General features: G+C 50.9%; 12 protein-coding genes. 10 read left to right on the forward strand and 2 right to left on the reverse strand.

Annotated features, from left to right (window positions below):
- Positions 1-419: ankyrin repeat domain-containing protein (locus ACO6V1_RS10400; protein WP_422466785.1), on the reverse strand; the 419-nt coding region annotated here is incomplete at its 3' end.
- A 443-nt stretch (positions 420-862) separates the two neighbouring features.
- Here ACO6V1_RS10400 and rpmE point away from each other — a divergent pair.
- Both rpmE and ACO6V1_RS10410 read left to right on the forward strand, forming a co-directional pair.
- On the forward strand, positions 863-1078 hold the full coding sequence (gene rpmE, locus ACO6V1_RS10405; protein WP_101745013.1) for a 50S ribosomal protein L31: 216 nt from the start codon (positions 863-865) through the stop codon (positions 1076-1078).
- A 161-nt stretch (positions 1079-1239) separates the two neighbouring features.
- Positions 1240-2496, forward strand: a complete 1257-nt coding sequence (locus tag ACO6V1_RS10410; RefSeq protein WP_422446349.1) for a malic enzyme-like NAD(P)-binding protein — start codon at positions 1240-1242, stop codon at positions 2494-2496.
- Positions 2497-2502: 6 nt separating this feature from the next.
- Here the strand turns inward: ACO6V1_RS10410 and ACO6V1_RS10415 are convergent, their stop codons facing one another.
- Positions 2503-4974 carry a penicillin-binding protein 1A gene (locus ACO6V1_RS10415; protein ID WP_422461090.1) on the reverse strand — a complete coding sequence of 824 codons (2472 nt, stop codon included), beginning with the start codon at positions 4972-4974 and terminating at the stop codon, positions 2503-2505.
- A gap of 299 nt (positions 4975-5273) precedes the next feature.
- Here ACO6V1_RS10415 and ACO6V1_RS10420 point away from each other — a divergent pair, with 299 nt between their 5' ends.
- The 8 genes from ACO6V1_RS10420 (at position 5274) to gltB (ending at position 17045) form a co-directional block, all read left to right on the forward strand.
- Positions 5274-6338 carry a pilus assembly protein PilM gene (locus ACO6V1_RS10420; RefSeq protein WP_422466787.1) on the forward strand — a complete coding sequence of 355 codons (1065 nt, stop codon included), beginning with the start codon at positions 5274-5276 and terminating at the stop codon, positions 6336-6338.
- Positions 6338-6901, forward strand: a complete 564-nt coding sequence (locus tag ACO6V1_RS10425; RefSeq protein ID WP_422446343.1) for a PilN domain-containing protein — start codon at positions 6338-6340, stop codon at positions 6899-6901. The genes ACO6V1_RS10420 and ACO6V1_RS10425 overlap by 1 nt, the downstream gene beginning before the upstream one ends.
- Complete coding sequence (locus ACO6V1_RS10430) at positions 6898-7509, forward strand: type 4a pilus biogenesis protein PilO (protein ID WP_269673265.1); 612 nt, start codon at positions 6898-6900, stop codon at positions 7507-7509. The genes ACO6V1_RS10425 and ACO6V1_RS10430 overlap by 4 nt, the downstream gene beginning before the upstream one ends.
- On the forward strand, positions 7506-8039 hold the full coding sequence (locus tag ACO6V1_RS10435; RefSeq protein WP_422461096.1) for a pilus assembly protein PilP: 534 nt from the start codon (positions 7506-7508) through the stop codon (positions 8037-8039). Before ACO6V1_RS10430 ends, ACO6V1_RS10435 begins: the two co-directional genes overlap by 4 nt.
- Before the next feature lie 254 nt (positions 8040-8293).
- Positions 8294-10336, forward strand: a complete 2043-nt coding sequence (locus ACO6V1_RS10440; RefSeq protein WP_422466789.1) for a type IV pilus secretin PilQ — start codon at positions 8294-8296, stop codon at positions 10334-10336.
- A gap of 77 nt (positions 10337-10413) precedes the next feature.
- On the forward strand, positions 10414-10983 hold the full coding sequence (aroK, locus tag ACO6V1_RS10445; protein ID WP_422466791.1) for a shikimate kinase AroK: 570 nt from the start codon (positions 10414-10416) through the stop codon (positions 10981-10983).
- A gap of 14 nt (positions 10984-10997) precedes the next feature.
- The gene (aroB, locus tag ACO6V1_RS10450) at positions 10998-12077 is read left to right on the forward strand and encodes a 3-dehydroquinate synthase (protein WP_422466793.1); all 1080 of its coding nucleotides are present in this window, start codon (positions 10998-11000) and stop codon (positions 12075-12077) included.
- Between the two features lie 510 nt (positions 12078-12587).
- Complete coding sequence (gene gltB / locus ACO6V1_RS10455) at positions 12588-17045, forward strand: glutamate synthase large subunit (RefSeq protein ID WP_422466795.1); 4458 nt, start codon at positions 12588-12590, stop codon at positions 17043-17045.
- Positions 17046-17086: the final 41 nt, after the last annotated feature.

Raw genomic sequence — 17086 nt, forward strand, 5'->3', positions numbered from 1 at the left:
ATGTTGGTGTGCCCATTTTTGGCGGCCTTTACCAGGGCGTCTGGCGACTGGTGCACAGTGGCCCCGTGGGTCAGCAGGGTGTTGAAAATCACAAAATGACCATTCTGGGCGGCCCACACCAATGCATCCGGTGACTGATATGGAGTGGCACCGTGGGCCAGCAGAATATCGACGATGTCGGCATACCCCTGGCCGGCTGCCAACGATAAGGCATAGGTAGACAGACTGGGAACAGCTCCATTGGCCAGCAGTTCGTTGACGGTCTCTGTTTGCCCATTCACGGCCGCCCATGCCAGATCATATGGAGGAGGTGAATCGGTTTCGTTGGCTTGCAGCACATTGTGTATTCCGATATAGCCCTGCCTGCTGGCGGCCCACACCAGGTCAATATCATAAAAATACAAGCATTCTATGTTCATGGTATTCACCGGACACAGTTGGGCACTGTTATTTGTGGTTTCATTAATATTGACGATGGATATCCAGTCTACTGCCTCAAGGGCTCTGTCGCCGGTTTTCGTCAGACTTTTTCTGGATGTCCGTTTTTATCCAATAGTTTCTCTTCTGAAACAGAGTGGAAGGTAAAAGAATTGAAACGGTAATTTGTTAATTTTTGTGTACTGTTTTTTTTGTCATTGCAGGTTGTGCTGATGATCGGATAATGGCTTGAAAACTACGTATATGGGACGAACATAAGACTGTTTCCCTCCGCCATAATCTCTGGTAGTATCCACCGCTCTTTACCCTCTCAGCTCATTATGCTGGGGTGGGTTCCGTTTGCGGTGCCTGTCTCCCGAGCCTGATAACACCAGGGCTCTATTGAGAGTCAGGTGGCGGCATACACCAGTTCGAGGAAGCTCAAATGAAGCAGGATATCCATCCTAACTACGAAGAAATCGAAGTTACCTGCAGCTGCGGTAACAAAATCAAAACTCGCTCTACGCTGTGCAAGCCACTGAGCATCGAAGTTTGCTCCAAGTGCCACCCATTCTACACCGGCACTCAGAAGGTGATGGATACCGGCGGCCGTATCGAGCGCTTCAACAAGCGTTTTGGCAAGCTGGGCGCTCGCAAGTAATCGAGCTGACAGCTTACCGACCGAAAGGTTTAAAAAGGCGACTGTTTTGCAGTCGCCTTTTTTGTATGGCCTGATATTTTACCAATTGACCTTGTTCCCCCCATTTCCATCATATATTCTGGGCCTTCATATAACCTCCTCCCCATATCAGTAAAAAACTCATGGAAAAGAAGCAAGCTGCACTTGATTATCACGCTCTTCCAAAACCTGGAAAAATTTCGATTGAAATTACCAAGCCTGCAGAGACCGCGCTGGATCTTTCACTGGCCTATAGCCCGGGTGTCGCGGAGCCGGTGCGGGCGGTTGCCGAAAATCCAGAGGATGTCTACCGTTATACCGGCAAAGGTAATCTGGTTGCGGTAATCAGTAATGGTTCAGCGATTCTTGGTCTGGGTAATCTGGGCGCACTGGCCAGTAAGCCGGTTATGGAAGGCAAGGCTCTGCTGTTTAAACGTTTTGCCGGTGTTAATTCGATCGATATTGAAGTGGAATCTGAGAGTCCGCAGGCGTTTATTGATACGGTGAAGCGAATTGCCTGTACCTTTGGCGGTATTAATCTGGAAGATATCAAAGCACCTGAGTGTTTTGAAATTGAACGTCGTCTGATTGAAGATTGTGATATTCCGGTTTTCCATGATGATCAGCACGGTACCGCGATTGTAACGGCAGCGGCCATGCTTAATGCCCTTGAGATTGCCGGAAAGGATATTGAAGAGGCAAAACTGGTCTGCCTGGGGGCCGGTTCGGCGGCCATTGCCTGTGTGAAACTGCTGATCAGCTGCGGCTTCAAGCCAGAAAATATTCTCATGCTGGACAGCAAGGGCGTCATTCATTCAGAACGGAATGATCTGAACCAGTATAAGGCGATGTTTGCTGTAGAAACACCCTGCCGCACACTGGATGACGCCATTGATGGGGCGGATGCATTCCTTGGCGTTTCCGGTGCCAACCTGTTGTCTCCGGAACAGCTGGCGAAAATGGCTGAAAACCCGATTGTTTTTGCCTGTGCCAATCCTGACCCGGAGATTCGTCCTGAGCTGGCTAAGGCGGTTCGTCCTGATGTCATTATGGCTACCGGGCGCTCAGATTATCCGAATCAGGTCAATAATGTCCTTGGCTTTCCGTTTATCTTCCGGGGGGCGTTGGATGTCCGCGCTTCACGCATTAACGAAGCGATGAAAATTGCGGCCGTGAATGCCATCCGGGAGCTGGCAAAAGAGCCTGTCCCGGAAGTGGTAATGAAGGCGTACGATGGCGTCAGGCTGAGTTTTGGGCCGGACTATATCATTCCCAAACCTATGGATTCCCGACTGCTTGGCAGGGTTTCTGCCGCTGTGGCTCAGGCCGCAGTTGACTCTGGCGTTGCCAGGGCGGAATACCCTGGCCATTACCCTCTGAACTCTGTTGCGGATATTTGATCAATATCAAAAAAGATCTTCCGGTGAAAACTCATGGTCCATCTCACCAAGAGATGGCAGCCCTTCATCACTGTATTGTTGCGGAGCGTTTTCCTGGAGGAAAATTTCAAAAATAGCGTTGGGATCTCCGGGCAGTGCAAGCTGTCCGGTTTCTGGTGAAATTTTCAGGGTGATCATGCCCTCCGGTTGTGCCGGTTTATGTTCCGGTTTGCCTTCCAGGGCGGTGTGCATATAGTCAATCCAGATGGGCAGAGCTGCATTGGCTCCGTATTCCCAGCGCCCGAGGGTTGAAAAGTCGTCCATACCCACCCATACGGCAGTCAGGACATCCGGGTTAAAGCCAACAAACCAGGCATCTTTACTGTCATTGGTGGTTCCGGTCTTACCGGCGATATCCTCCCGTTTTAATTCCCGGGCGCGTCTGCCGGTGCCTTTCCAGATGACATCATTCAGGATGTCGTTCATGATGTAGTTCACTCGGGGTGACATAACGGATTGGGCGATTACCGGCTGATCGTCGGGTTCAGTGAGCAAAGTGTCTTCCTGAATCAGCATTTCCTCAAGCTCTGGATCGCTGAAAAGGGGGGGCTCTTCTTCACCCTCCATGGTGTCTTGATTCAGGCTGGCGATACAGCTTTCATTGCAGGCTATTGCTGCGTTGGCGGCAAAAATAAGTTCGTCATTGGTCTCAATTCGCTGGATAAACCAGGGCTCAATGCGGAAACCGCCATTGGCCAGAACTGCATAGCCAGAAGCCAGTTCCAGCGGTGTCATGGAAACATTGCCCAGGGAAAGTGACAGATCACGGCTTAAAGACTCTTCCTTGAAACCCAGCTGCTTAAGATAGTTAACGGTTTTGCTGATACCCATCTGGCGCAGAACACGGATAGAGACCAGGTTCCTGGAGCGATAGAGACCTTCACGCAGACGCATGGGGCCGTTGAACTTCATATTGTCATTATTTGGCCGCCAGCTATCTTCAAGATTGGCATCATCAAAGACAATTGGTGCATCATTGACGATGGTTGCCGCAGTCATGCCGTTAGCAATGGCTGCTGCATAAACAAAGGGTTTGAATGATGAGCCTGCCTGACGAATGGCCTGCGTGGCGCGGTTATACATGCTGTCATAGAAGTTGTACCCTCCCACCAAAGCCAGAATTGCACCATTTTCCGGGTGCATGGAAATCAGGGCTGCCTGTGCCTGTGGTTCCTGGGCCAGACGATAACTGCCATCTTCTGTAAGCCTGACCCAGATCTGGTCTCCGATTCTCACAACATCCGCAGGTGTTTCAGGTGTACGACCAACGCTGTTTACGGTCAGAAAGGGCTTTGCCCAGCTCAGATTTTCCCAACTGATTTTACCGCTGTTGCCGTCTTTCAGGCCGATTTCAACGTCTTCCTCGCCAACCCGGGTGACCATGGCGGGTAACAGAATACCGGGCGATGGAGTTTTATTGATGCGCTGCTGCCAGCCCTCTTCCGGAATATTATCAAACAGGTTGGTGACCGGGCCCTGGTAACCATGGCGTTCGTTGTAGGCCATTAACCCCTGGGCTACCGAAAGGTTGGCCGCATTTTGCAGCTCGCTGCTGGTGGTGGTGTAGACTTTAAAACCTTCGGTGTAGGCATCCAGACCGTATTGCTCAACCATTTGCTGTCGAACCATCTCGGCGATATAAGGCGCTTCAAGTTCGATTTTTGCGCCATGATAGCGGGCAGTAACCGGCTGGCTGACGGCGTTGCTATATTCTTCATGGGTGACGTAGCCAAGATCTTTCATTCTTCCCAGGATCCAGTCCCGTCGGATCAGGGCCCGTTTGGGGTCATTGATCGGGTTATAGCGGGAAGGTGCTTTTGGTAAACCGGCAATCATGGCAATCTGGGCCAGATTCAACTCATCGATGGCTTTGCCATAGTAAACCTGTGCGGCGGCCTCGACGCCATAAGAGCGGTTTCCCAGGTAAATTTTATTGAGATAGAGTTCAAAGATTTCATCCTTGGACAGTTGCTGTTCTATTTGCAAAGCGAGTAGGATTTCATTGAATTTTCGCGAAAATACCCGCTCGTGGCTCAGGAAGAAGTTCTTGGCCACCTGCATTGTTATGGTACTGCCACCGGACTGAATGCTGCCGGTGCTGACCAGTTGCACAGCGGCCCTCATCAGGCCCATGATGTCAACGCCGGGATGGTAATAAAAACGGTCGTCTTCGGCAGCCATAAAGGCTTTGATCAGGTGTATGGGGGCGTCTTCAAACTGAATGGGGGACCGGCGTTTTTCGCCGAACTCGGCAATGAGAAGATTATCTTGAGAGTAAACTCGCAGAGGTGTCTGTAATTTGGCGTCTCGCAAGGACTCCACAGAAGGTAGCGAAGGACTGAGGTATAAATAGGCACTGGCACTGACAAGCAGAATTCCACTGGCTACTGTTACTAGTGACCAGAGCAGGAATTTAAGAAGTTTAACCGACCGTTTCATGCTGTTAGGGCATCCTGATTAAGCGAAGGCCACCGGCTGAAGTTGTGACATCTTTGAACTGTCTTGTCATAACAAGAGTCGTCCTGACAGCCGTTCGTGACTGAGTATTATATGGTGAAATGGCCATCAGCTGAAAATGTGGTTTTCCTGTACGCGACACCGTCTTGGGTTGCCGAAGGATCTTCCTTAAAAATCCAGTGTTTAGAGTTGGCTGAATGGCGACTGTAATTGCGAAAGTATACAGACTGTTATTAAATTAAGGCCGTTGATCTTATAACTAATAATCAAGGATTGCACCAGTGTTTGGGCTGCTGAAGAAAAAATCAAATGCCGTGTTAGGGGTGGATATAAGCTCGACATCTGTCAAAGTCATTGAGTTAGGGCTGAAAGGCAGTGTTTACCGAGTCGAAGCTTTCTGTGTTGAGCCCCTTCCGCCAGGAGCCGTGGTTGAAAATAATATTCATGAAGTTGATGTCATTGGTGAAGCCGTTGCAAGAGCTCTCTCCCAATCCAGAACTGGCCTGAAAAACGCCGCCGTTGCGGTTTCAGGCGCTGCCGTTATCACCAAAACCATCGATATGGATGCTTCCCTCAGTGAAGATGAGATGGAAACCCAGATTTCTGTTGAGGCAGACCAGTATATTCCTTACGCCATGGATGAAGTGGCCATCGACTTTGAAGTTCAGGGTCTGAACGAAAAAAATCCCGAGCGGGTTGAAGTTTTGCTGGCAGCCTGCCGTCGTGACAATGTTGAAATGCGCGAAGAGGCACTTCGACTTGGTGGATTAACGGCCAGGGTTGTTGATGTCGAAGCCTTTGCCATGGAGCGGGCGTGCGAATTGATTGATGGCCAGCTTGACCTGCCAGATCAGGATCCGGTGCTGGCTATCGTCGATATTGGTGCCACAAAAACCACACTGAATGTGATCAGCCGGGGTAAAACCGTATACACCCGTGAGCAGTTATTCGGTGGACGGCAGTTGACTGATGAGATTCAGCGCCGTTACGGGCTCACCCCTGAAGAAGCCGAGAAAGCCAAGTGCAAAGGGGGGCTGCCTGACGATTATGAATCTGAAATTCTTGAGCCCTTCCGGGAAACGGTGGTTCAGCAGGTATCACGTTCATTGCAATTCTTTTATTCATCCAGCCAGTTTAATGATGTGGATGCCATTGCCCTGGTAGGAGGATCTGCATCAATCCCGGGTATGGCGGAAATGATTCAGGACAAACTGGGGGTCCCGACCAGGCTGGCAAATCCTTTTGCCGGAATGTCCATGGCAGGGAAAGTGGATAAGGACCAACTGGCCACTGAGGCCCCGGCGCTGATGATCGCCTGTGGCCTTGCCATGAGGAGTTTCGACTGATGGCAAGAATTAACCTTTTACCCTGGCGTGAAGAACTCAGGAAAGAGCGCAAACAGAATTTCATTGCCCTCTGGGCGATAACGGTGCTGGTTGGTATTGGCCTGGTCTTTATCGGTGATCTTTATATCAGCAATAACATCAGTCAGCAGCAGAGCCGTAACCAATATCTGCAAAATGAAATTACGCAGCTTAATCAGCGGATCAGTGAAATCAAGGACCTGAGAACCAAGAAAGAACAACTGCTGGAGAGGATGCAGGTCATTCAAAACCTGCAGGGCAACCGCCCTGTGATTGTTCGTATATTTGACCAGGTCGCACATGTGGTTCCTGAGGGGGTTTATTTCAAGCAGATAACCCTGGAGGGAGATCGTCTGTCGCTTGTCGGGGTTGCCGAGTCCAATAATCGTATCTCTGCCTTGATGAGAAACTTCGATAACTCTGAATGGTTTGCTGAGCCAAATCTGACAGCGGTCAGGAAAGTAGCGGCCAACAGCCAGCGCTGGAATGAGTTTGATCTAACGGTCAAGCAGATCAACCCCACTCAGGCCAAGGGGGGACTATGAGCCTTGCAGATTCAATACAAAAGCTGAATGAGCTTGATCTGAATGACATTGATTTCGATAACATCGGTTCATGGCCTCTGGGAGCCAGGGTCTTTGTCTGTATTCTGACTCTGGCGTTAGTGCTGGGGCTTGGTTATCAGTTTCACCTGACCGGTTTGCAGAAGCGGTATGATGCTGCGGCCAGTAAAGAGCAGGATTTACGGGAGCAGTATCGAATCAGGGCGTTCCAGTCGGCAAACCTGCAGGCCTACCGCGAACAGATGGCGGAAATGGAAAACTCGTTTGGTGCACTGGTGAAACAGCTGCCCAGTGATACAGAGGTGCCCGGGCTGCTCGAAGACATTACCTTTACCGGGCGTGGAGCAGGTCTTCAGATCGAAGAAATAAAACTTCAGGATGAAAATGTCAGCCACTTTTATATAGAGCTGCCAATCAGCATTGGCGTGACGGGCACATACCATGATCTGGGTAACTTCGTCAGTGGTGTCGCCAGCCTTTCGCGAATAGTTACCCTGCATGATTTTGAGATTCGCCCGGGCAAGAATGGTCAGTTAACCATGAACATCCTTGCAAAAACTTACCGCTACAATGATCAGGGGGGGCTATGATGAAGCTGCTTCAACTTGTCTTTGTTGCCGGTGCTGCGCTGATTCTTTCCGGATGTCTGGATGGTGGCCGTGGGTACCAGGATATTGATGACTATATGGCTGAGATGAGGGCCCGTCCTACGGGTAATATTGAGCCATTGCCCAAGTTCAGGCCTTATGAGGCGTTTACTTATCAGGCATCTGCCTTGCGCAGCCCTTTTAAGCAGCCGGTGAAAATTGAACTGACCACGGAACAGCTCAATAGCAACATCAAGCCAGACCCACACCGTGTTAAGCAGTACCTGGAACAGTTTGAACTGGACTCGTTTCGTTTGGTAGGCTCTATCAGTAACGACGAAGGATTCTGGGGGCTGGTGCGTGGCTCTGACGGTGTTCACCGGGTTCGTGTGGGTGATTTCATGGGGCGTAACCATGGTCGTATTACTTACCTCGATGACCAGGAGTTGCGTGTGACCGAGATTGTTCCTGCTGGTCCAGGTTACTGGATTGAGCGACCAAGAGTTCTCCGCGTTAATTTTAATAATCAGTGATTTTATTTCCTTTATTGTGAATTAATCATCATATTTCCAGCAAGGATGCTGCTGTCACACCCTGAGCGGTTGACAGTGCGCGGCTGGCTGTGTTGAGTTAGTCAACTGTATTCAGGGATGGACGGCTTTTTTTATCTGGGGGATGCTTCAGCATGAGCGGGTATGGTTTTGAGCCATAGTGGCGGAATGGGCTGGATTATTTAACAGTGATGCCGATGAAAAAAACAATTCTAATTCTGAAATAGGTAAGTTAGATGAATATTAGTCCCCTGTTGCAGGCCAGGGCTGTCCGAGGGCTTCTGTATACGTTGCTGGCCATGTTGCCTATTTCCGTGTGGGGTGTCACCCTGAAAAATATGGATTCAGCGGCATTGCCGGGAGAGATGGTTGAGATACGTTTGAGCTTTGATGGCGCGGCACCGGTTGCTCATGGCTACAGCATTGAGAAGCCTCCCCGGATTTCCATAGACCTGCCTTTTACCCGCAGTGAACTCCCCAAGTACAACGAGATTGGTTTTAATAATGCCAAGAGCGTGACTGTGCTGGAAGCCGGAGACAGAACCCGCCTGGTTATTAATCTTCAGCAGCCTACCCGCTTCAGCACCCAGGCTGATGGCAGGACACTGAGCATTTACCTTGGCGAGAATAACAGCACCACGGCGGTGCAAAGGGAGTTACCTCAGCGGAGCCAGTCATCCTATCAAGTCCCGGAAATGCGAAGAGGTATTACTGATATTGATTTCCAGCGAGGTGATGATGGTGAGGGCGAGGTTATCATCGCCCTGTCCGACGCCAGGATTCCGATGGATATGAATGAGCAGGGGGGGCGTATCCGTCTGGAGTTTCAGGGCAATGTATTGCCGCAGAACCTCAGAAATCGCCTGGATGTTATCGACTTTGCTACACCGATCAAGTTTATTGATGCCGCTGTTGAGGATGGTAACAGCATTATTACCATAGAGCCCAAGGGAGAGTTTGAGTATCTGGCCTATCAGACAGACAATCTGCTGACTGTCAGTGTCAAGGCTCCAGACCCTAAAGATCGCAGTAGACGAAAAGCAGGGCTTTCCTATAAAGGTGATAAGCTGTCGTTAAACTTTCAGGATATTGAAGTCCGGGCGGTGCTACAGTTGATCGCTGATTTTACCGATCTGAACCTGGTGGCATCGGATACGGTTGGGGGTAATGTTACCCTGCGACTGCAAAATGTTCCCTGGGATCAGGCGCTTGATATTGTGCTTAAGGCTAAAGGGCTCGATAAGCGTTTGGAAGGCAATGTCCTCACCGTGGCTCCGGCTGCGGAGATTGCTGCACGTGAACGTGAGCAGCTGGAGAACGAAAAACAGATTCGTGAACTGGCCCCGGTATATACCGATCTGGTCCAGATTAATTACGCCGATGCTGCAGAAATCGCCACGGTACTGCAAGGCGCAGAAGGTGCCAGCCTGCTGACAGAAAGGGGTTCGGTTCAGGTGGTGGCAAGAACCAATAGTCTGTTGATCAAGGATACGCAGGCCAAGCTGGATGAATTAAGAGAGCTGATTGATCAGCTGGATATTCCTATTCGGCAGGTGATGATTGAAGCTCGTATCGTGACGCTAAGCTCTGACTTCAAAGAAGAGTTGGGTGTTAAGTGGAGTGGGTCAAAAAAAGATGCGCTCAAGAATGATAACAGGGGACTCTCTATTGGTGGTGGTAAGGATAATGATGTATTCACTGACCTGAGTATAACCGGAGGGACTTCAAGTGCTATTGCCATCGGCTTCTCCAGCAAAGGTGGCACCATTTTGAACCTTGAGCTCTCTGCCCTGTTGAGTGATGGCGGAGGCGAAGTAATTTCACAGCCAAAAGTCATTACAGCGGACAAGAAAACCGCAGTGATCAAGTCAGGTAAAGAAATCCCTTATGAGGAGAAAACTTCCAGCGGTGCAACTTCGGTCGCGTTCAAGGATGCGGTGCTGGGGCTGGAGGTGACACCTCAGATTACCCCGGATGGTCGCGTCATTATGGATATCAAGATCAATAATGACGATACAACCAATCAGGCATCTAATAACGTACCAATTATTTCCACCAATGAGATCACTACCCAGGTTCTGGTTGAAGATGGTGAAACAGTCGTTCTGGGTGGTGTCTTTAAGCAGACTATAAAAAACGGCGTTGATAAAGTACCAGTTCTGGGTGATATTCCCTGGGTTGGTGGCTTGTTCCGCAAAAAAACAGAGAGTGATGAAAAAGAAGAACTTCTGGTCTTTATAACGCCCAGAATCATTACTGAAGGTGTTTCATTGCGTTAAGCTGCTGGCATTTAGCAGGTTTTAAAATCTCTGACGGGAGCCTAGGCTCCCGTTTTTTATTGTCATGACTGCTTACGATGCGCTACGCTCGCTGCACACAGGCAGGAAGTCAGGCTGGCAAAGACATGCCATTAACAAATATCTATCTTATTGGTCCCATGGGGGCAGGCAAAAGTACCATTGGCAGGATGCTGGCAAAAGAGCTGGCCCGACCCTTTCTTGACTCGGATCATGTGATTGAAGAACGCAGTGGCGCGGATATTCCCTGGATTTTCGATGTTGAAGGCGAGCTGGGGTTTCGGGACAGGGAAAGCCAGGTCATCGAAGATATTTGCACTCAGAAAGGCGTCGTCATGGCAACCGGTGGGGGGGCTGTTGGCCGATCGGAGAACAGACGACAGCTTAGCACCAATGGTTTTGTGGTTTATTTGAGTACCCCAGTAACAATCCAATTGCAGAGAACGGAAAAAGACAAGCGACGACCATTGTTGCAGCGGGCAGACCGTGAAGAGGTTCTGACAAGACTGCTTGAAGAGCGTGACCCACTGTATCGGTCGATCGCAGACCTTGTTCTGGACACTGCCACCATGTCACCCCGTCAGGTTATTAAAAAAATCATTCAAACGGTTGGTTTGGGAAAACAGTGAGGGAGTCATCTACCATGCTGGAACTTAAAGTCGATCTGGGAGATAGAAGCTATCCCATTTTTATCGGCTCCGATCTTTTGTCAGACGCTGAGCATTTCCAGTCTTACATTAAAGGTCGGCGTGTTGCCATTGTCACCAACGAGACGATCGCCCCATTCTACCTGGATCTCATTAAGCGCACCCTGGCAAATTATGATTTGACGGTCATCACTTTGCCGGATGGTGAGCAGTATAAAAACCTCGAAACACTCAACCTTATTTTCGATCAGCTGTTGCAGGAACGGCATACCCGCAAAACAACGTTGCTGGCGTTGGGTGGCGGTGTTATTGGGGATATGACCGGTTTTGCTGCGGCCTGCTATCAGCGGGGGGTGGATTTTATTCAGGTACCAACGACACTGCTCTCCCAGGTTGATTCTTCAGTGGGGGGGAAGACCGGGGTCAACCATGCCCTGGGTAAAAACATGATTGGTGCATTCTATCAGCCCAATGCCGTTATTATCGATACGCTGACACTGAACACATTACCTGACCGGGAGCTATCAGCAGGACTGGCAGAAGTGATCAAATATGGTTTGATTTGCGATAAACCGTTTTATCAGTGGTTGCAGGAAAGCATTGGGCGTTTGCTGGATCGTGATCCGGAGGCGCTTTCCTACGCAATCCATCAATCCTGTCAGGACAAGGCCAGAGTGGTCGAGGCGGATGAGACTGAGTCCGGTATTCGTGCCATTCTCAATCTTGGGCACACCTTTGGTCACGCAATAGAAACGCATACCGGCTATGGCTCCTGGCTGCACGGTGAAGCGGTGGCTGCTGGTATGGTGATGGCGGCTGATCTTTCCTGCCGGGAAGGCCATATATCCAGAGAAGACGTCGATGGGCTTATATATTTGCTTGAGCGTGCCAGCCTGCCGGTGATGCCTCCTTCTGGTATCAACCCGGATCGGTTTCTCGAGCTAATGGCTGTGGATAAAAAAGTGCTGGACGGCCAGTTGCGGCTGGTGCTTCTGGACTCTGTTGGGCATGCTGTGGTGACGGATGGTTTTAGCTATCAACATTTAATGGACTGCCTTGAGCAGTTCTGTTCCTGAATACTTTCTCAATGGCTGGAGCGTACTCTCCAGCTCTCACTCCATTAGTCATAACTATTCCTGTTTGTGTGAATTTGCTGTAAAAAGCTTCGATATATCAATCTATTATTACGGTTTTACTTGCATTGATGCGGGTCATTTGTGATTGCAGTGACAGCCGTGTAAAATGGCGAGCCGTTTTGCCTGCCAAGTGGCCATAAGCCAGATTTGGTTTTATGCACTTAAGCTGCATAATTATGGCGGGAAGTCCTGTTACCAGAGGCAGAAAGCACACGGGTTACAAAACCGGTTACAAAACAGTTATGGCTCTACAGGGTAGTGTGCCGGTGGTACACCAAAGATGTTTAAACGATGTGTATTCACCTGATTCAGAAAGTGGAACATGAAGCCTTCCGGATAGGAGTCAACTTCAAGGTGGAAGCGGGCACCGGGAAAGTCGGGATGACTTTTGGTTAAGGCGAGGCGAGCCAGAAAAATAATGGGTTGATGAGGTTGGTAGAGAAAGTGCCTATGAAAGCAGGTCTGTATAATCCCGGGGAGTTTCGGGATAACTGTGGTTTCGGGCTCATTGCCCAGATGGAAGGTAAGAAAAGTCACCACCTTCTGAAAACGGCGATTGAAGCACTGACCTGTATGACTCACCGTGGCGGTATTGCTGCCGACGGTAAAACAGGCGACGGTTGTGGTTTGTTGATTCAAACACCGGATACTTTTTTCCGAACGGTTGCGAAAGAAAAGTTTGGCTGCGAGCTGCCCGGCCAATATGCCGTGGGGATGGTCTTTCTCAACACGGACAAGGCCCGGGCGAAAAAAGGCAAAAAAACGCTTGAGAAAGAGTTACAGAAGCAACGGCTCAACGTGGTAGGCTGGCGCCAGGTTCCTGTTAATGTTGACTGCCTGGGCCCCATCGCCAAAGATCTGTTACCAGGCATTGAACAGATTTTTGTTACCCCCGAAGGTGAGCTGGACGAGAAAGAGTTTAATGCCAGGCTCTACATGGCCCGCCGTTACACCAATATGGCGATGGCGGAAGACCAGGATTACTATATCTGCTCACTGTCGCCCAGGGTCATCACCTATAAAGGTTTGATGATGCCGGTGGACCTGCCGACATTTTATCCGGACCTTGGTGATACCCGCTTTGAAACCGCCATCTGTGTATTCCATCAGCGGTTTTCTACCAACACCATGCCGCGCTGGCAGTTGGCCCAGCCATTCCGCATGCTGGCTCACAATGGTGAAATCAATACCATCACCGGTAACCGTAACTGGGCAGAGGCCCGTCGTCAGAAGTTCCAGTCACCGTTGCTGCCAACGCTTGATGATATTTCTCCCCTGGTGAATCGCACCGGCTCTGACTCATCCAGCCTGGATAATATGATGGAGGTGCTGGTCGCGGGTGGTGTGGATCTTTACCGTGCCATTCGCATGCTGGTTCCGCCCGCATGGCAAAATGTCGACACCATGGATCCGGACCTCAGGGCGTTCTATGAATACAGTTCCATGCATATGGAGCCCTGGGACGGCCCTGCCGGCCTGGTTATTACCGATGGCCGCAACGCCGTCTGTGCCCTGGACCGAAATGGCCTGCGCCCGTCACGCTGGGTTATTACCAGAAACGGTTATTTGACCGTGGCTTCAGAAGTTGGCGTCCATGGCTATAAGCCTGAAGATGTGGTTGCCAAAGGCCGGGTTGGGCCGGGAGAAGTTCTGGCGATTGATACCGAAACAGGCGAACTGCACCAGGCCCATGATATCGATGACAAACTGAAAGTCCGCCAGCCCTATAAAAAGTGGCTGAAGCAGAACGCCTATCGTATCCGTTCGCACTTCAGTGAAGATGATTACAAGGTTGATCACCTGTCTCCTGAGCAGCTAAACGTCTATCAGAAGATGTTTATGGTCACCTTTGAGGAACGTGATCAGGTGATCCGTCCACTGGTGGAGTCTGGCCAGGAAGCGGTGGGTTCTATGGGCGACGATACACCAATGGCCGTGCTCTCTGGCAGAACCCGAACGGTTTATGACTACTTCCGCCAGCAGTTTGCCCAGGTAACCAACCCGCCCATTGATCCACTGCGTGAAGCGATTGTCATGTCGCTGGAAACCTGCCTGGGTCGTGAGCTGAACCTGTTTGAAGAAACACCGGAACACGCTGCCCGGGTCATTCTCAAGTCACCCGTACTGTCCACTGCGAAATTCCTGGACCTGATGAGTGTTCGTCATCAGCATAAGTCCTTTGAGACAGCCACCATCAACCTGACTTACGACCCGTCTATTGGTCTTGAGCAGGCGGTGTTGAATATCTGTGACCAGGCGGAACAAGCGGTGCAATCCGGCAAGGTATTAATCTGCCTTTCTGACCGCCATATCGATCAGGGACTGCTGCCAGTGCCAGCGGCCATGGCGACGGGTGCCGTGCATCACCGGTTGATTGGCAAAGGCCTGCGTTCTGAGTCGAATATTATTGTTGAAACCGCGTCTGCCCGTGATTCCCACCAGTTTGCAGTACTGATCGGGTTTGGTGCCACCGCCGTATACCCTTATCTGGCCTATGAAATCATCAATGACCAGATTCGCTCCGGTGAGGTAATGACCGATCCCCGGGAAGCGTACAAGGCTTACCGTAAAGGCATCGGCAAAGGGCTGATGAAAATCCTTTCCAAAATGGGAATCTCGACCATTGCCTCCTATCGGGGAGCGCAGCTGTTTGAAGCCGTGGGTCTTGCCAGAGAGATTGTCGATCTGTGCTTCTGCGGTGTTCAAAGCCGTATTCAGGGAGCCCGTTTCGAAGACTTCCATTATGAACTGGGTCTGCTGGCTGAAACGGCCTGGAAAGCCCGTAAGCCGATTCAGCAGGGCGGCCTGTTGAAGTATGTACACGACAGTGAGTACCACGCTTTCAACCCGGATGTGGTGCAACAGTTACAGGTTGCCGTTAAAACCGGCGACTATCAGGAGTACCGGAAGTACGCCGAACTGGTCAACCAGCGTCCAGTGGCTACTTTGCGTGACCTGCTGGGTCTCAAGCGCAATGATCAGGCACTGGCGGTGGATGAGGTTGAATCTGTTGGCGATATCGTGCGCCGGTTTGACTCTGCGGCCATGAGTCTTGGTGCTTTGTCCCCGGAAGCTCATGAAGCTCTGGCGGAAGCGATGAACCGTCTTGGTGGTCGCTCCAACTCCGGTGAAGGTGGTGAAGATGAAGCCCGCTTCGGCACCAATCGTATGTCCAAAATCAAACAGATTGCCTCGGGTCGTTTTGGCGTAACCCCTCACTACCTGGTGAATGCCGAAGTCCTGCAGATCAAGGTTGCCCAGGGGGCCAAGCCCGGCGAAGGTGGTCAGTTGCCCGGTGGCAAGGTAAATGAGCTGATTGCCCGTCTGCGCTACTCTGTGCCGGGTGTTACCCTTATTTCACCGCCACCGCACCATGATATCTATTCCATCGAGGATCTGGCTCAGCTGATTTATGACCTTAAACAGGTGAATCCCGAGGCGCTGGTTTCCGTCAAGCTGGTATCTGAACCTGGCGTCGGTACTATTGCAGCAGGCGTTGCCAAGGCGTATGCGGATCTGATCACCATCTCCGGTTATGATGGCGGTACTGCTGCAAGTCCTCTGACGTCTATCCGTTATGCCGGTTCACCGTGGGAGCTGGGCCTGAGTGAAGCCCATCAAACGCTGCGTGGCAATGATCTGCGTGGTAAGGTTCGCCTGCAGACGGATGGTGGTCTCAAGACCGGTCTTGATGTGGTCAAGGCGGCCATTCTCGGTGCGGAAAGTTTTGGTTTTGGTACTACACCGATGATTGCCATGGGTTGTAAATACCTGCGTATCTGTCATCTGAATAACTGCGCTACCGGTGTGGCGACTCAGGATAAGTCACTCCGGGAAGAGCACTTCAAGGGTGATGTTGAAATGGTTATGAACTTCTTCACCTTTGTTGCTGAAGAAGTGCGTGAGTGGCTGGCCTTGCTGGGTGCCAGAACCCTTGAAGAGGTGGTCGGCCGCACTGAGTTGCTGGAGATTTTGCCGGGCCTGACGGAAAAGCAGCAGAACCTGGACCTGTCCCCGATTCTCGGCAGTGCCGATGTGCCTGCGGATAAGCCCATGACCTGTCAGGTAGATCGTAACCCACCCTACGACAAAGGTGAGTTGGCGGAAGAGATGGTCCGCCAGACGATGGATATCATCGAAAACGGAGAAGGTGGTGAGTTCAGTTTTACGGTTGGCAACTGTGATCGCTCCATCGGTGCCCGTCTATCCGGTGAGATTGCCAAACGTTACGGTAACCAGGGCATGGCGGATAACCCCCTGAAGCTGAATCTGACCGGTTCCGCAGGGCAGAGCTTTGGTGTCTGGAACGGGGGTGGTCTGGAGATGCGCCTGGAAGGGGATGCCAACGACTATGTGGGTAAGGGCATGACCGGCGGTAAGCTGGTGATCTACCCGCCGGTTGGCAGCAGTTTTGTCACCCATGAAACCTCTATCATTGGTAACACCTGTCTCTATGGTGCCACCGGTGGAACATTGTACGCAGCGGGTCGTGCAGGTGAACGTCTTGGTGTTCGTAACTCTGGTGCCAATGTTGTGGTGGAAGGCGCAGGCGACCACTGTTGTGAATACATGACCGGTGGTCTGGTGACTGTACTGGGCCGGGCGGGTCATAACTTCGGTGCGGGCATGACCGGTGGTTTTGCCTACGTGCTGGATCTGGAAAGAAGTTTTGTTGATCGTTATAACCATGAATTAGTGGATATACATCGCATTGATAATGAAGCCATGGAGCCTTATCAATCACACCTGCTGAGTGTCCTGGAAGACTATGTTGCCGAGACCGGCAGTACCTGGGGGCAGGAGCTGATTGAAGACTTTTATGACTACAGTGGTCGTTTCTGGCTGGTGAAGCCAAAAGCTGCCAGTCTCGATACCTTGCTGGCCAGTACCCACGGTAGCCCTGAGTAATCAGGGTGTCCGCAGGGGGGGCAAACGAACAGGTATTGAAT

Origin of the sequence: Endozoicomonas sp. ALC013, assembly GCF_049310205.1 — a bacterium.
GTDB lineage: Bacteria > Pseudomonadota > Gammaproteobacteria > Pseudomonadales > Endozoicomonadaceae > Endozoicomonas.

Coding starts and splice junctions, on each gene's coding strand:
- ACO6V1_RS10430 (WP_269673265.1), top strand. CDS start 6,898: ATGAGCCTTGCAGATTCAATACAAAAGCTGAATGAGCTTGATCTGAAT.
- rpmE (WP_101745013.1), top strand. CDS start 863: ATGAAGCAGGATATCCATCCTAACTACGAAGAAATCGAAGTTACCTGC.
- ACO6V1_RS10425 (WP_422446343.1), top strand. CDS start 6,338: ATGGCAAGAATTAACCTTTTACCCTGGCGTGAAGAACTCAGGAAAGAG.
- ACO6V1_RS10415 (WP_422461090.1), bottom strand. CDS start 4,974: ATGAAACGGTCGGTTAAACTTCTTAAATTCCTGCTCTGGTCACTAGTA.
- ACO6V1_RS10410 (WP_422446349.1), top strand. CDS start 1,240: ATGGAAAAGAAGCAAGCTGCACTTGATTATCACGCTCTTCCAAAACCT.
- ACO6V1_RS10435 (WP_422461096.1), top strand. CDS start 7,506: ATGATGAAGCTGCTTCAACTTGTCTTTGTTGCCGGTGCTGCGCTGATT.
- aroK (WP_422466791.1), top strand. CDS start 10,414: ATGCGCTACGCTCGCTGCACACAGGCAGGAAGTCAGGCTGGCAAAGAC.
- ACO6V1_RS10440 (WP_422466789.1), top strand. CDS start 8,294: ATGAATATTAGTCCCCTGTTGCAGGCCAGGGCTGTCCGAGGGCTTCTG.
- aroB (WP_422466793.1), top strand. CDS start 10,998: ATGCTGGAACTTAAAGTCGATCTGGGAGATAGAAGCTATCCCATTTTT.
- gltB (WP_422466795.1), top strand. CDS start 12,588: ATGAAAGCAGGTCTGTATAATCCCGGGGAGTTTCGGGATAACTGTGGT.